Below are 14,571 nucleotides of genomic sequence, written 5' to 3'. Positions count from 1 at the left end.
GCCTGGGAATTCGTACTTCGACAACAGCTCGCGCACTTCCATTTCAACCAGTTCCAGCAGCTCTGCGTCATCGACCAGGTCGCACTTGTTCAGGAACACGATGATGTATGGAACGCCAACTTGGCGGGCCAGCAGGATGTGTTCGCGGGTCTGTGGCATTGGGCCGTCAGCTGCGGAGCACACCAGGATCGCGCCGTCCATCTGGGCAGCACCGGTAATCATGTTTTTGATGTAATCGGCGTGGCCTGGGCAGTCAACGTGCGCGTAGTGACGCGTTTCCGTTTCGTACTCGACGTGGGCGGTGTTAATCGTGATACCGCGCGCTTTTTCTTCTGGCGCTGCATCGATCTGGTCGTATGCTTTAGCTTCGCCGCCGAATTTCTTCGACAGAACCGTTGCGATTGCAGCGGTCAGCGTGGTTTTACCGTGGTCGACGTGGCCGATGGTGCCGACGTTGACGTGCGGCTTGGTCCGTTCGAATTTACCTTTTGCCATTTTGAACTCCTAATGATTTGATTAGATTGCTCAGGCACACGCCCGACGGTCTGGTTTGAATTGCTTCTGTGCTGCCTGCTGCGAATTCTGGTGCCCTTGACGTGGATCGAACACGTGGCCTCTCCCTTACCAAGGGAGTGCTCTACCACTGAGCTACAAGGGCTGTAATTTGTTGCATGCGATGCATCAAGCATCCGAACGGAAACTGGAGCGGGTGAAGGGAATCGAACCCTCGTCGTAAGCTTGGAAGGCTTCTGCTCTACCATTGAGCTACACCCGCGAGGTATCGTTCACTTTATCTTCACTTGCTTTTTGCTACTACCCAGTTTTCCTTGCAAAAACTTGGTGGAGGGGGCTGGATTCGAACCAGCGTACTCATAGAGAACAGATTTACAGTCTGTCGCCTTTAACCACTCGGCCACCCCTCCGCGGGAACCGCAGAGTATGAAGCATCTACTCACAACTGTCAACCTTATTTACTGATGCCTGACTGCTGCATTTGCTTATAAAGAAGAAGTTGGCTGCTTCGGGGCGTGATTATAAGCTCCCGATTTGAGAATGTGCAAGGGTTGGCGCGAAAAAGTCGACTTTTTTCGCATTTTTTTTATGCCCCCTGCCCGCAAGCCGCATTTTCCCGTCACTCACCCCGCATTTTTTCCATTTACCGGGCATCAGGCGGATGCATCCAGGAGTTGCCAAGGGGCTTATATTTGCGCAATAACTGCTGATGCAGGCCCGACAGTACGGGCAATTTGGGGTTGCGCGGGTCCAGGCGGCGCACGCCGGCGATAAACGTCAGCGCCTGTTGGCCCATGCGCTCATCCCAGCCTTCGTGTTCCAGGCACTTCAGCACGGCCACGGCCGCATTGAACACCACTTGCGGATTATCGGGCAGGCGCGTGACGGCTTCGCCCATCAGGTCGACGGCGCCGCGGAAATCGCCCTCTCCCGCCCTGGCCGCGCCGGCCGCCACCATGTCGGCCACTTCCTGGCGGCTTTGCCGCGCCAATGCCTTGGCCAGCTCTTCGCGCCCCGCCTGTTCGAACACGGCCATGGCGCGCGTCATGGCTGCACTGTCGGGCGCGTTGCGCATGACTTCGCGCATCACCTCGGCGGCGCCATCCTCGCGCCCATGCGCCAGGCAATGGCGCGCCAGTTCCGTTTTCAGCATGTTCGAGCCGCCCACGCTGTGGCGGTTGGCGGCCAGGGCCGCGTCCAGCGATTGCTGCAGACGTTCCGCGTTGCCCGTATGCGCATGCAGCATGGCGCTGCACAGGGCGCTGCACAGTTCCGCATTCTTTTGCCCGCCCATCGACTTGTCGAGGTCGCGGATCACGGCGCCCGCCTGCAGCGGGTCGCCCTTGCGCACCAGGGTCTGCACCAGGCGCACATGGTCTTCCGGGTCGCGGAATTCCGAATACTTGGCCTTGCTGACCACCAATTTGAGGGATTTTTCCGCCATCTCGATATCGTCGGCCGCCAGGGCCGCCTCGCCCAGTCGGCGCAAGCGGCGCACGGCGTGCGGCGACAGGGCCACCGCTTCGCTCAAGGCCGCCTGCGCCAGTTCCGGCTTGCCTTGCGCCAAGTGCGTGCGCGCCAGCCAGTCATAGGCGTCGAGAAAACGCTTGTTGTTTTCCAGCAGCCCTTCCAGCGTGCCCTGCGCCGCTTCGTACTCGCCCAGCAGAAATTGCGTCTTGGCCTGCCCCAGGCGCGCCCAGCCGATGGACTTGCTCTCATACAGGGCCGCGTAGATCGGCTCGGCGTCGGCCGCCTCGCCCAGCAGCAGGTGCAGTTCCGCGCGCAAGCGCAGGAAATCCGTGGCGTAGCGGGGATACAGGCTGGCGCCCTCGGCGCAGGCGGCAATCGCCGCGCGCTCATTGCCCACGTCGATCAGTTCATACACGGGCACGAAGGCATTGCGCTTGTCCAACGCGCGGCCGATGCGCTCGAGCATATTGTCAGCAGTAAACGGCTTGAGGATGTAATCGGTAGGCAACAGCTCGACGGCGCTGACCACCTTGGCGAAGCTGCCTTCGCCCGTGACCATGAAGAACATGGTCGATGCGTGCATCAATTTGTGGTGGCGCAAATCTTCCAGCATCTGCTGGCCATCCTGCCCGCCATCGAGATCGTATTCGCACAGGATCAAGTCATACGATTTGCTGCCCAGCATGCGGATCGCCTGGCCGGAGCTGGCCGCGTCGTCGATCTTCGCCAGGCCGCACAGGTTGAGCATATTGTGCAGGCTGGCGCGCATGCCCGGATGCGGCTCGATGATCAGTGCGCTGAGGCCCTTGAGTTCTTTCATGTCGTGATGTCCGAAAACTCTGCGGCGCGCCACACTGGTGCGTGGCGCCAGCCAGCATGAGGCTGCCGAGTATATGACGGCGACGCGCGCAAGGGAATGGCGGCGCGCCGAAAAATGCCAACGAAGCGGCTACTCAAGCGACGGCGCGCTCCGGATGCCACAGTTGCGGCTCATGGTCGATCAGTTCCAGCAGCGCCGTCACCACTTCCGGATCGAACTGGCTGCCGCTGCGCTGCTCGATGTACTCGCGCACCTGCGGATACGGCCACGGTTCCTTGTAAGGCCGCTCGTGCAGCAAGGCATCGAAAACGTCGACCACGGCAACGATGCGCGCGGCCACGGGAATATCGCGCCCCTTCAGGCCATGCGGGTAGCCGGCGCCATCGAAGTGTTCGTGGTGGCCGCCGGCGATCTGCGCGCCATAGGTCAGATAGCTGACGCCGTCGACCATGTTGGCGGCCCGCTCGAGGATGGTGCGCCCGACGCTGGCATGCAGCTGCATCTGCGCCCGCTCCTCGTCCGTATGCTTGCCCGGCTTGAGCAGCACGGCGTCCGGCGTGGCCACCTTGCCCACGTCGTGCAGGATGCTGGCCAGGCCGATCATGTCAAGCAACTGCGGCGTCAGCTCGTCCGGGTACACGCCGCGCTGCTGCATGCGCCGGGCGATGGCGTCGGACAACAGCTGCACGCGCCGCACGTGGCCGCCCGTGTCGCTGTCGCGGAACTCGGCCAGGTCGGCCAGCGCCACCACGGTCGCTTCCTGCGCCTTGCGCAGCTGGCCGAACATGTACAGGTTGTCGAAGGCGGCGGCGATGCGCTGGCAAAACACTTCCAGCAAGTCGCGCTGGATCTGCGCCAGCGGCCACGGCGGCGTGACGGAGATGGCCAGCTCGCGGTTGCCTTCCGTATGGATGAACAGCACATTGGCCGGATGCTCGAACTGGCTGCGCTTTTCCGCGAACGCCTTGTCGATGGTGGGCGTCAGGGCATGGTCGGCCGGCATGGCTTCCGCCTCGGCCAGCACGGCATACGTGCCCGTGGCGGCCACCACTTCGGGCCGTCCGGCGCCGCCCTGCATCAGGCACAGCACGCCGTCGGCGCCCACGTCGAGGATGGCGCTGACCTGGTTGAGCACGCCGGAAGCGAATTCGCGCAGGGAATGGATCTGGTACAGATTGGTGGCGCCGGCAAGAATCTTGCCCAGGCCTATGCGGCTGCGCTCGAGCATCATCAGGCTCTCGTAGGCGCGCAGGGCCGAGATGACGGTGGTAAACAGCTTTTGCGTCGTCAGTTCCGTCTTGGCCTTGTAATCGTTGATGTCGTATTCGATGATGACGCGCTGCTCGGGCGCCTGGCCCGGCTGGCCCGTGCGCAGCACGACGCGCACGATGGAATTGTTCAGGTCGGCGCGGATGCGCTTGGCGAGGATCAGGCCGGCATCGTCCGTTTCCATCACCACGTCGAGCAGCACCAGCGCGATATCGGGCGTGTCGCGCAGGATGTCGTACGCTTCGCGGCCGCTGTAGGCGGAAAACAGTTCCAGTTCGCGGCCCTTGAAGCTGACATTGCGCAGCGCCAGCCGCGTGACCGCATGCACATCCACGTCATCGTCAACGATCAGGACACGCCACAGGCGCTGGTCGGGCGCGGCCAGCCCGGCAGGACTGGCCACCGGCTCATCTTCGTCGAGCAGCCAGTTATCATCTGCATCGGCTTTGAGGTCGGTCATGAATACTCCTAAGGGATAAGTTCGATGTGGACGCTGCGTTGACGCCTATCAAGCATAATCAGATTAGATGCTGCTTACAACAGGATTCTGCGTAGCGCCGTCTCCGGCGGCCGGCGCCGGCGCGGGTAGCGCTGCACCGCTGCGCGTGGCGCCGCCGCAATTGTCCTGGCCTGGCCCGACAGCTTGGTAACGCACTTCGTACTTGCCCGCGCTGAGCTGCTCCACCGTCAGCTTGTCATTGGCCAGGATGTACAGGTAGCGCACATTCGAGCGCCGCTCTTGGTCATACAGCTTGACGAAGACGGGCGCCGCGTTGCTGCTGTTATCGATGGTCAAGCTCAGTTCCTCGCCCTTGTTACCGATCGGAAAGCCATCCACGTAGCCCGATTGCGCCGGCCATGGCTCGCCATTCGGCGCCACCAGCGCCGCCGACTCGGCCTGGCTGGCGCCATCGCAGGCGGGCCGACTGGCTTTCAGGCTCAGCTGTGAGACGGCCAGCACGCGGATCTCCGGTGCCTTCGCTTGCGCGGGCTCGGCCGCATACGGCTTGCCCACGGCCCAGCTATCGATAGCCATCGCCTCGTTTTTTGCCGGCGGCGTGGCGACGCCATCCGCCGAAGACGTGTCCGGGTGCGCCCTGGCGCCATCGCGGGCCAGGCCGCTCCAGGCCGACGCCAGCGCGGCCGGCATCGGCTGCGAGGTATCGAGCATGAGCAAGGCGCCCAGCCAGCCCAGCAACAGGCAGACAAGCAGACTCAGCCACCAGCGCCAGTTGCGCCAGATGGGCGGCGCCTTGCCCTTCGGCGGCGGCACATCCTGCGCCCAGGCGTGCTCATGCGATTGGGCATGGCCTTTCGCGCGGCCATCGCGGCTCTTGCCTTCCTCGTGGTGGGTGCTTTCCAGCCATTCGATTTCCCACTCCTCGGCGGCGATCCACTCGTCGTGTTCCTTGCGGCGTTGTGGATCGGACAAGGTGCCATAGGCGCTGTTGAGGATCGCCATGATGCGGGCGGCCTTTTCGTCGCCAGGATTCTTGTCCGGGTGGTATTTCTGGCTGAGGGCTTTGTACGCGGCACGTATGACTTCCTGCGGCGCCAGGCGCGCCACTTTCAGGTTGTCATAGTGTGTATGTATCTTTCCCATCGTTCTATCTTGAAATCGGTGCGCGGCGACGGGTTCTTGCAGGATGGAACCGTGCTGTGTCGGTCATCATATACGATATGACAAGATAATAACCACCGGCGGACAGGAAATTGCAGGGCGGCACTGCCCTGCCTTGATATTGCAGGCGCTTACAAGCGGTGACTGCGGTCACTGGACAACAGGGCTTCCGGCAGCTCCACCTGGTGCCCTACCACCAGCACCTTGAACAATTCCCCCATCTCGGCGGGCGACACCAGCTTTTGCACGGCGCTGGCCTGCGGCAAATACGTTTTGACCTGTGCCGGATCGGTGCGCAGCAGCAAGTCGCCGATGCCCGCGCCCAACAGGAAGGACGCCTGGTTCATGTAGGCAAGCACATCGAGACCCGCATCCTGCGCCGCCACCGCCATGGCCGTGAAATCCACGTGGGCCGTGATGTCCTGCAAGCCGGGCAGATAGAACGGTTCCGCGTGGGCGTGGTGGCGGTAATGGCACATCAGGGTGCCCGTGGCGCGCAAGTCCAGGTAATACTCGTGGGCGGGGAAGCCATAGTCGAACAGCACGGCCGCACCGCCCTTGCCATTGGTCAGCATGCGCGCCAGCGAGCGCATGAAGCCGCAGGCCACGCCATGGATCTCGCTGACATAGCCGACGGGCAAGTCCTCGGCGTCCGGCACCTGGGCGGCGATCTGCGCGGCCACGTCGGCGCCGGCCGGACGTTCGACAAACACGAACTGGCCATCGGCAATGCTGACGTCGAGTTCGCACCAGCCGGCGGGCGTCTTGCTGATCAGGTTGACGGGCATGGCATCGAGCACTTCATTGCCGAACACGGCGCCTTCGAAACTGTCGGGGAAGCCGTCGAGCCACACTACTTGCGGGAAGCCGGCCAGGGCCAGCTCCTGGCGCGCGCGCAATTCGCCGGACAGTTCGACGATCGCATACTGCTCGATAGGGATGCCGGCATTCGCCGCTTCCGTCAGGATATCGCAGGCCAGCTTGCCCGTACCGGCGCCGAATTCGAGGATGCGCGGGGCCGTTTGCGCCATAATAGCGGCTGCCACATGGGCTAGGGTGGCGCCGAACAGGGGAGAGATTTCCGGCGCGGTTGTAAAATCGCCATCTTTGCCCAGCTTGGCGGCGCCGCCGCTGTAATAGCCGAGGTCAGGCGCATACAGCGCCAGCTCCATGAAGCGGACAAAGGGAATGGCGCCGTCATTGCGCGCGATTTCGGCGGCAATATGGTGCTGCAAGGCATGGGACGCGGCCAGCGCGTCGCTATCGGGTACGGGAAGAGACATACCGTATTGTAGCGAATCGGCGGCGCGGGCCGCCAGTACCGGCCATGGCAAGCCCGCTCACTCCATATATACAGTAAAGACATGACACCAGCATCGACACTGCCACACAGCACTCCCCGCGTCGCCCTCGTCACGGGCGCGGCGCGACGCATCGGCCGCGCCATCGCGCTGGGCCTGGCGCGCGACGGCTGGGATATCGCCGTCCACTACCGCGACTCGCGCGACGAGGCGCTCAGCCTGGTGGCGGAAATCACGGCGCTGGGGCGCCGCGCGCAAGCGTTCCCCTGCGACCTGGCGCAGGAAGACGCCGTGCGCCAGCTGTTGCCACAGGCACAGGCTGCGCTGGGCGCCGTGACTTGCGTGGTCAACAACGCATCGTTGTTTGAATACGACAATGCGGGCGATTTTTCTTTCACCGCCCTCGACGCCCACATGCATGCCAACCTGGCCGCCCCCATCCTGCTGGCGCAAGCGCTGTACCAGGCCACCCCGACAAGCGGGCAAGCCGTGGTCATCAACTTGCTGGATCAAAAACTGTACAATCTCAATCCTGATTTTTTGTCGTACACCCTGTCCAAGGCGGCGCTGCTGTCGGCGACCACCATGCTGGCCCAGGCGCTGGCGCCGAAAGTGCGCGTGGTGGGCATTGCCCCCGGCATCACCATGGTCTCCGGCGAACAGACGGAAGCGAACTTCGCCAAGGCGCATGAAAACACGCCGCTGGGACGCTCCAGCACGCCCGAGGATGTGGCCGACTGCGTCTGTTACGTGGCCGGCGCGCGCGCGCTGACGGGCACGACCCTGCTGGTCGATGGCGGCCAGCATTTGATCGGCTTGCCGCGCGACGTCATGTTTTTGACCAAATAATCAGCAGCCACACCAAACAACCAGCATTCCAGCATCCCCGAAAAGGTAAAACTATGTCGTCCGCCCTGTCCCACCCTCGCCTGGCCGATTGCCGCCGCCTGTTCCTGCGCAATTACGAAGTCCTCATCAACATCGGCGTCTACGACTTCGAGAAAAAGGGCGAGCAGCGCGTCCTCATCAACGTCGACCTGTACATTCCCCTGGCCCTGTCGACGCCGAAGGATGACCAGCTGGAAGAAGTGGTCGACTACGACTTCATGCGCGAAACCATCGCCAGGCGCATGGCGCAAGGCCACGTGCAGCTGCAGGAAAGCCTGGTCGACGACGTGCTCGCGGCCATGCTGGCCCACCCGCGCGTGCGCGCCGCGCGCGTCTCGAGCATGAAACCGGACGTGTATCCCGACTGCGAAGGCGTGGGCGTGGAAGTATTCAAGATCAAGGATGAAGCATGAACAACATGAATGACACTGCCGTACTGGAAACGATGACAGCCGCCGTGGAAGTGCCGGCCAATGTGGAAGCGCAAAAACTGGCGCGCAAGAAGGCGGAAAAGATCGCCCTGGAGAACAACAAGCTGCACAAGCGCTTGTGCCGCCTGGTGGGCCAGGCCATCGGCGATTTCAACATGATCGAAGACGGCGACAAGGTGATGGTGTGCTTGTCCGGCGGCAAGGATAGCTACGCCCTGCTGGACATTCTGATGACCTTGCGCGAACGCGCGCCTATCCATTTTGACATCGTCGCCGTCAACCTGGACCAGAAGCAGCCGAACTTCCCGCCGGAAATCCTGCCCGCCTACCTGACGGAACTGGGCGTGGCCTTCCACATCGAAAACCAGGATACCTACAGCATCGTCAAGCGCCTGATCCCGGAAGGCAAGACCACCTGCTCGCTGTGCTCGCGTCTGCGCCGCGGCATCCTGTACCGCGTGGCCGACGAGCTGGGCGCCAACAAGATCGCCCTGGGCCACCACCGCGATGATATTTTGGAAACATTCTTCCTGAATATGTTCTTCGGTGGCAAACTGAAAGGCATGCCGGCCAAGCTGCAGTCGGACGACGGCAAGCACATCGTCATCCGCCCGATGGCGTATGTGAAGGAAGAGGACACGCAGCGCTATGCGGAAGTCAAGGGCTTCCCCATCATTCCATGCGACCTGTGCGGTTCCCAGGAAAACCTGCAGCGCAAGCAGATCAAGGGCTTGATGCGCGAATGGGACAAGAAATTCCCCGGCCGCGTGGAAAGCATCTTCTCGGCCCTGTCGAACGTGGCGCCATCGCACTTGATGGATCCGAAACTGTTCGGCTTCAAGGATTTGAAGGCGGACGGCGTGGCCAGCCCCATGGGCGACATCGCCTTCGACGAAGAGCCGTGCTCGACGCCGACCACGTTCGGCACCATTCAGCTGCAGCAAGGCTGACCCTGACGCACGGCGCCATCATGACGATGGCGCCGTTTATGTATTAGCCTGCTTTAAAACTCTTCCCAGTCGTCGCCGGCCAGCGCTTTCGCGGGAGCCGGCGGCTTCGCCTTGACGGGAATGCTGCGCGCGGCAATACGCGGCGCCGGCGCAGGACGCGCGGCTGCCGGCTGTAGCGCCGGACGGCGCAGCAAACCTGGCTGATCGCGCAGCTTGAACACGCTGACCACTTGCGCCAGGCCGTTCGCCTGCTCTTGCAGCGAACCGGCGGCCGCCGCCGCCTCTTCCACCAGGGCCGCATTCTGCTGGGTCACCTGGTCCATCTGGGTAATCGCCTGGTTGACTTGCCCGATGCCGTGCGTCTGTTCCTGGCTGGCGCTGGAAATCTCGCCGATGATGTCGGTCACGCGCTTGACGCTGGACACCACTTCATCCATCGTCGCACCGGCCTGGTCGACCAGCTTGGCACCCACGCCCACCTTGCTGACGGAATCGTCGATCAAGCCCTTGATTTCCTTGGCCGCCGCGGCCGAACGCTGCGCCAGGTTGCGCACTTCGCCGGCCACGACCGCAAAACCGCGCCCCTGCTCGCCGGCCCGCGCCGCCTCCACGGCCGCATTGAGCGCCAGGATATTCGTCTGGAAGGCGATGCCGTCGATCACGCTGATGATGTCGACGATCTTGCGCGACGACTCGTTGATCGACCCCATGGTCGCCACCACTTCGGCCACCACCGAGCCGCCGCGGCTGGCGATGCCGGCCGCCGCGATGGCCAGCTGGTTGGCCTGGCGCGCGTTATCCGCGTTCTGCCTGACGGTGCTGGTCAGCTCTTCCATCGACGAAGCGGTTTCTTCCAGCGAACCGGCCTGCTGTTCCGTACGCGACGACAGGTCCAGGTTGCCGGCCGCGATTTCCGACGATGCCGTGGCGATGCTGTCCGTGCCGCTGCGCACCTGGCTGACGATGCTGACCAGATTGTTGTTCATATTGCCCAGGGCGGTGAGCAACGCCCCCGTTTCATCCTTCGCCGTCGTGGCGACGGTCTGCGTCAGGTCGCCGGCGGCCACCGTTTCGGCCAGCGCCAGCGCCTGGCGCAGCGGACGCGTGATGCCCGTCGTCAGCAGCCACGAGCACAACACGCCGAATGCCACGGCGAACAGCGTCAGCAGGCTGATGACGGTGGTGTCATGCACGGCGGAAGCGTCGATCTGCTTGGCCGTCGCATCGATGCTTTCGCGCTGCAAGGTCACCAGTTCCTGCAGTAAATCCTGGTACACCTTGGCGGCCGGGGTGAACGCGGTATCGAGGATTTTCGCCGCGCCTTCCACGTCGCCATCGGCCTTGGCCTTGACGGCCCCGTCACGCGAGGCGCTGTACACCTTGCGCTGCTCGAGGATCTTGGCAAACAGGGCTTTTTCCTTGTCGCCCGCGACGAGCGGCTCGATCTGCTTGAGCAATTCGGCCGCCTTCTTCACGGACGCGGCCGAGTCTTCCTTGAAGTACGGTCCCAGCGCCGGGTCGCTGCTCTTGACAATGGCGGCCGTGCGGCGGATCGAGGCAAAGTTCAAGCCATACCAGTCGGTAATCAGGCGTTCCTTGGTCAGCGGTTCGGCCATCATGGCCCGCGTCGACGTCGCCACCTCATTGAGGCGCCACACGCCCACTGTAGCGATCAGAACGGTCATTGCCAGGATCAGGACAAAGCCGATGCTCAGGCGCTTGCCGATCTTGATATTTGCGATAAAGCCCATGGTGTCTTTTCTCTCAATAAATGCATCGAAGATATATTTAATTCCATATGGAATTTTTTGCATTGCAGATTATACATTGTTGAAATATATGTAGCTGATTTATTGATTTTGAGAAATGTTTCTGTTAAGTTAAAAATCTCCTCCGCAACTACAGGCGCGCAGCGCTTGTCCGCCCGCCTGTTTCTCAAAGAAATCTATGAAACTTTCCGCATTGCCCCTGAAGAAAATCACCTTTGCCGCCGTCCTCGCCTGTGCCGGCAGCGCCCACGGCGCGGCCCTGCCGCCCGCCATCGCGGCCCAGCTCGCAGCCAATTACCCGGCCGTGGAAAGCCTGTACCTGGACTTGCACCGCCACCCGGAACTGGCGTTCCAGGAAGTCGAGACGGCAAAAAAACTGGCCGAGAAGGTCAAGGCGCTCGGTTTTGACGTGACCACCGGCGTCGGCGGCACGGGCGTCGTCGCCATCCTGCGCAACGGCCCCGGTCCCGTCGTCATGCTGCGCACGGAAATCGATGCGCTGCCCGTGCTGGAAAAGACCGGCCTGCCGTTTGCCAGCAGCGTGGTGACGAAAAACGCGGCCGGCGAAAGCGTGCCGGTGATGCATGCCTGCGGCCACGACGTGCACATGTCGGCCTGGTATGGCAGCGCCAAGCTGATGGCCGACAACCGCCAGCACTGGAGCGGCACCCTGATGCTGGTGGGCCAGCCGGCCGAAGAACCGCTGCTGGGCGCGGCCGCCATGCTGAAGGACGGCCTGTTCACGCGCTTCCCGAAACCGGACTATGCCCTGTCCTTCCACGATGAAGCGACGCTGCCATCGGGCACGGTGGGCTACCACGCCGGCTACTTCCGCGCCGCCGCCGACACCATCAGCATCACCGTGTATGGCCAGGGCGGCCACGGCGCCGCGCCGCACGACACGCGCGATCCCGTCGTGATGGCCGCACGCATCGTGCTGGCACTGCAAACGCTGGTCTCGCGCGAAAACAATCCGATGGACCCCGTCGTCATCACGGTGGGCAGCATCCATGGCGGCACGCAGGCCAACATCGTGCCCGACCAGGTCACCATGCAGCTGACGGTGCGTACCTTCAAGGATGCCGTGCGCAAGCGCGTCCTGGCCAGCATCGCGCGTGAAGTCAAGGGCGAAGCGTTTGCCGCCGGCGCGCCGAAAGAGCCGCTGGTGGAGATTCGTCCAGGCACGGACGCCGTCTACAACGACCCGGACCTGACCCTGCGCATGGTGTCTACCTTGCAAAAATCGCTGGGCGCGGCCAACGTGACGGAAATGCCGGCCAAGATGACGTCGGAAGACTTCGCCAACTACGGCCAGGCCGGCGTGAAAGCCGTGCTGCTGCATATCGGCGCGGTGGAACCAGGCAAGCTGGCGGCGGCCAAGGCCAGCGGCAAACCGCTGGCCGGCCCGCACTCGCCGCAATGGGCACCTGAGTACCAGCCGACCATCAAGGCGGCGATCACGGCGGAAACGTCGATCCTGCTCGATTTGCTGGGCAAGAAGCAGTAATCAGGCAGTGCGCGGGGAAGCTGCTTTTCCCCGCGCCCCTCCCCCTCGTCCGAAATGCTTTCCTTCATCCCCCTGCTGCAGTAAGCTCGTTGTCTGCCGCCACGTTCGTGCCGGCATCCCTTGCAACCAGACCATGAATGGATACTGTATGCCGACAACCGCGCTCAAACGCCCCGTACTGACCCTGCTGGCCCTCGGCTTTGCCATCTCCACCGCCTTCGCCGCGCCGGCGCCCACCGACCGGCAAGCCGACCGCTGGGATTTGACGGCGCTGTATCAAAACGATGCCGCGTTCGACGCCGACGCGAAAAAGCTGTCGGCCCAGCTGCAGCAACTGGGCGCCTGCAAAGGGCAGCTGAAAGCCTCGCCGGCCCGGCTGAAAAGCTGCCTGGACCTGTACGCCGATGCGCGCAAGCGCGTCAACACACTCACCACCTATGCGGCGCAGTACTACGACCAGGATACGGGCGACAGCAAGGGCAACCAGCTGAACCAGCGCGCCGCCCTGCTGGGCAACGATTTCTCCCAGGCGACGACCTTTCTGCAGCCGGAAATCCTTGCCCTGGGCAGCCAGCGCATCGATGCCATGCTGGCGAAGGACAAGGGCTTGCAGCTGTACCGTTTTCAATTGAGCAACATGCTGCGCAGCGCGCCGCATACGCTCGACGCGACTGGCGAGCAGCTGGTGGCGCAGTTTGGCCTGGCAACAAGCTCGGCCGCCAGCGTCTACCGCACCCTGGCCAATGCGGAAATCCCGTGGCCGACCGTCACGCTGTCGGACGGTACACAAGTGCGCCTCGACCAGGCGGCCTACACGAAATACCGCGACGATGACAAACGTGCCGACCGCAAGCTGGTGTTCGACGCCTTCTTCGGCAAGTGGAAGGAATATGAACGCACGTTCGGCGAAACCCTGTACGGCCAGCTGAAGACGGATGCCGCGTATGCGAAGGTGCGCCGCTATGCCGACTCGCAAAGCGCGGCGCTCGACGCCGACCATTTGCCGCCAGCCGTCTACCAGACCCTGATCGCGCAAACCAACGCCAATCTGCCCACCTTGCACCGCTACTTCAAGCTGCGCGCGCGCATGCTGGGCGTCAAGGACCTGGCGTATTACGACATCTATGCGCCGCTGCTGAAAAGCGACCGCACCTTTCCGCTGGCCGAAGGCAAGCAGATGATGCTCGACTCCGTCGCGCCGCTGGGGCCCGACTATGTGAAGGCACTCACCGCCGCCGTGGGCGCGCGCTGGATGGATGTGTATCCGCGCCCGCGCAAGGTGGCGGGCGCGTACATGAATGGCGACGCGTACGACGTGCATCCGTTCGTGCTCCTCAACTACACGGACAATTACGAAGCCGTCAGCACCCTGACGCACGAATGGGGCCACGCCATGCACTCGGTGCTGGCCAACAAGGCGCAGCCATCGATCTATGCACCGTACAGCATCTTTGTGGCGGAAATCGCCTCGACGACGAACGAGGCGCTGCTGCTCGACGCGCGCCTGAAGCAGGCCAAGGATGACGACGAGCGCCTGTTGTACCTGGGCGCGGCGCTGGAAAACCTGCGCGGCACCTTCTTCCGCCAGGCCATGTTTGCCGAATTCGAGGCGGCCATCCACGGCAAGGTGGACAAGGGGGAATCGCTGACGGGCGAAGAGATCACGGCCATCTATGCCGGCATCCTCAAGCGCTACCACGGCGAAGCGCAGGGCGTCATGACCATCGATCCCGCCTACGCGCTGGAATGGGCCTACGTGCCGCATTTTTATCACGGCTTCTACGTGTTCCAGTACGCCACCTCGATCGCGGCAGCGCAGGATTTCGCGCAGCGCATCCTCGACAAGGAACCGGGCGCGCTGGCCGCCTACCTGAAGATGCTCGGCGCGGGCGGCTCGGCCTATCCGTATGAACTGGTGAAGGCGGCCGGCGTCGACCTGGCCTCGCCGAAACCGTACCAGGCGCTGGTGGCGCGCATGAACGGCATCATCGATCAGATCGAGGCGATTGAGAGCCGCCGGGGGAAGTAAGCT

General features: G+C 63.0%; 11 protein-coding genes and 3 tRNA genes. 5 read left to right on the top strand and 9 right to left on the bottom strand.

The window, feature by feature from the left end; translation table 11 throughout:
- The 8 genes from O3297_RS26110 to O3297_RS26075 all read right to left on the bottom strand — a co-directional run.
- Nucleotides 1-495, bottom strand: a 495-nt coding sequence (locus O3297_RS26110) for a GTP-binding protein (RefSeq protein WP_305050837.1), incomplete at its 3' end; no start/stop codon positions are given.
- An 88-nt stretch (nucleotides 496-583) separates the two neighbouring features.
- Nucleotides 584-658 (bottom strand) — tRNA-Thr (locus tag O3297_RS26105).
- 43 nt (nucleotides 659-701) lie between these two features.
- Nucleotides 702-775: transfer RNA gene (locus O3297_RS26100), tRNA-Gly, on the bottom strand.
- 63 nt (nucleotides 776-838) lie between these two features.
- Nucleotides 839-923: transfer RNA gene (locus O3297_RS26095), tRNA-Tyr, on the bottom strand.
- Between the two features lie 233 nt (nucleotides 924-1,156).
- Nucleotides 1,157-2,803 (bottom strand): tetratricopeptide repeat-containing response regulator, encoded by a 1,647-nt coding sequence (locus O3297_RS26090; protein ID WP_305050836.1) that lies wholly within the window; start codon nucleotides 2,801-2,803, stop codon nucleotides 1,157-1,159.
- Nucleotides 2,804-2,936: 133 nt separating this feature from the next.
- Nucleotides 2,937-4,532: a DUF3369 domain-containing protein gene (locus tag O3297_RS26085; RefSeq protein ID WP_070258612.1), complete on the bottom strand. Its 1,596-nt coding sequence runs from the start codon at nucleotides 4,530-4,532 to the stop codon at nucleotides 2,937-2,939.
- A gap of 63 nt (nucleotides 4,533-4,595) precedes the next feature.
- Nucleotides 4,596-5,675: a J domain-containing protein gene (locus tag O3297_RS26080; protein WP_305050835.1), complete on the bottom strand. Its 1,080-nt coding sequence runs from the start codon at nucleotides 5,673-5,675 to the stop codon at nucleotides 4,596-4,598.
- 149 nt (nucleotides 5,676-5,824) lie between these two features.
- Complete coding sequence (locus O3297_RS26075) at nucleotides 5,825-6,976, bottom strand: class I SAM-dependent methyltransferase (RefSeq protein ID WP_305050834.1); 1,152 nt, start codon at nucleotides 6,974-6,976, stop codon at nucleotides 5,825-5,827.
- A gap of 81 nt (nucleotides 6,977-7,057) precedes the next feature.
- Between O3297_RS26075 and O3297_RS26070 the strand changes: the two genes are divergently transcribed.
- Genes O3297_RS26070 through ttcA form a run of 3 tightly spaced genes read left to right on the top strand, consistent with a single transcriptional unit; the run spans nucleotide 7,058 to nucleotide 9,263 of the window.
- Nucleotides 7,058-7,843 (top strand): SDR family oxidoreductase, encoded by a 786-nt coding sequence (locus O3297_RS26070; RefSeq protein ID WP_305050833.1) that lies wholly within the window; start codon nucleotides 7,058-7,060, stop codon nucleotides 7,841-7,843.
- Nucleotides 7,844-7,896: 53 nt separating this feature from the next.
- Nucleotides 7,897-8,295 carry a dihydroneopterin aldolase gene (locus O3297_RS26065; RefSeq protein WP_034783508.1) on the top strand — a complete coding sequence of 133 codons (399 nt, stop codon included), beginning with the start codon at nucleotides 7,897-7,899 and terminating at the stop codon, nucleotides 8,293-8,295.
- A gap of 32 nt (nucleotides 8,296-8,327) precedes the next feature.
- The gene (ttcA, locus tag O3297_RS26060) at nucleotides 8,328-9,263 is read left to right on the top strand and encodes a tRNA 2-thiocytidine(32) synthetase TtcA (protein ID WP_052140234.1); all 936 of its coding nucleotides are present in this window, start codon (nucleotides 8,328-8,330) and stop codon (nucleotides 9,261-9,263) included.
- A 53-nt stretch (nucleotides 9,264-9,316) separates the two neighbouring features.
- Here ttcA and O3297_RS26055 read toward each other — a convergent pair whose 3' ends face one another.
- Nucleotides 9,317-11,014 (bottom strand): methyl-accepting chemotaxis protein, encoded by a 1,698-nt coding sequence (locus O3297_RS26055; RefSeq protein WP_305050831.1) that lies wholly within the window; start codon nucleotides 11,012-11,014, stop codon nucleotides 9,317-9,319.
- Between the two features lie 196 nt (nucleotides 11,015-11,210).
- On the opposite strand from O3297_RS26055, the gene O3297_RS26050 reads away from it, so the two are divergent.
- Nucleotides 11,211-12,539: an amidohydrolase gene (locus O3297_RS26050; protein WP_070258600.1), complete on the top strand. Its 1,329-nt coding sequence runs from the start codon at nucleotides 11,211-11,213 to the stop codon at nucleotides 12,537-12,539.
- Between the two features lie 148 nt (nucleotides 12,540-12,687).
- Nucleotides 12,688-14,568, top strand: coding sequence for an oligoendopeptidase F (gene pepF / locus O3297_RS26045; protein ID WP_305050829.1), 1,881 nt, complete (start codon nucleotides 12,688-12,690; stop codon nucleotides 14,566-14,568).
- Nucleotides 14,569-14,571: the final 3 nt, after the last annotated feature.

Source organism: Janthinobacterium sp. SUN128 (genome assembly GCF_030587275.1).
GTDB lineage: Bacteria > Pseudomonadota > Gammaproteobacteria > Burkholderiales > Burkholderiaceae_D > Janthinobacterium > Janthinobacterium lividum.
The sequence above is the reverse complement of the archived record's forward strand: the minus strand, read 5'-3'. Positions and strand labels throughout refer to the sequence as shown.

Bases quoted from the DNA above. Each gene is read 5' to 3' on its own strand.
- O3297_RS26090 (WP_305050836.1), bottom strand. From the start codon at position 2,803: ATGAAAGAACTCAAGGGCCTCAGCGCACTGATCATCGAGCCGCATCCG.
- O3297_RS26085 (WP_070258612.1), bottom strand. From the start codon at position 4,532: ATGACCGACCTCAAAGCCGATGCAGATGATAACTGGCTGCTCGACGAA.
- O3297_RS26080 (WP_305050835.1), bottom strand. From the start codon at position 5,675: ATGGGAAAGATACATACACACTATGACAACCTGAAAGTGGCGCGCCTG.
- O3297_RS26075 (WP_305050834.1), bottom strand. From the start codon at position 6,976: ATGTCTCTTCCCGTACCCGATAGCGACGCGCTGGCCGCGTCCCATGCC.
- O3297_RS26070 (WP_305050833.1), top strand. From the start codon at position 7,058: ATGACACCAGCATCGACACTGCCACACAGCACTCCCCGCGTCGCCCTC.
- O3297_RS26065 (WP_034783508.1), top strand. From the start codon at position 7,897: ATGTCGTCCGCCCTGTCCCACCCTCGCCTGGCCGATTGCCGCCGCCTG.
- ttcA (WP_052140234.1), top strand. From the start codon at position 8,328: ATGACAGCCGCCGTGGAAGTGCCGGCCAATGTGGAAGCGCAAAAACTG.
- O3297_RS26055 (WP_305050831.1), bottom strand. From the start codon at position 11,014: ATGGGCTTTATCGCAAATATCAAGATCGGCAAGCGCCTGAGCATCGGC.
- O3297_RS26050 (WP_070258600.1), top strand. From the start codon at position 11,211: ATGAAACTTTCCGCATTGCCCCTGAAGAAAATCACCTTTGCCGCCGTC.
- pepF (WP_305050829.1), top strand. From the start codon at position 12,688: ATGCCGACAACCGCGCTCAAACGCCCCGTACTGACCCTGCTGGCCCTC.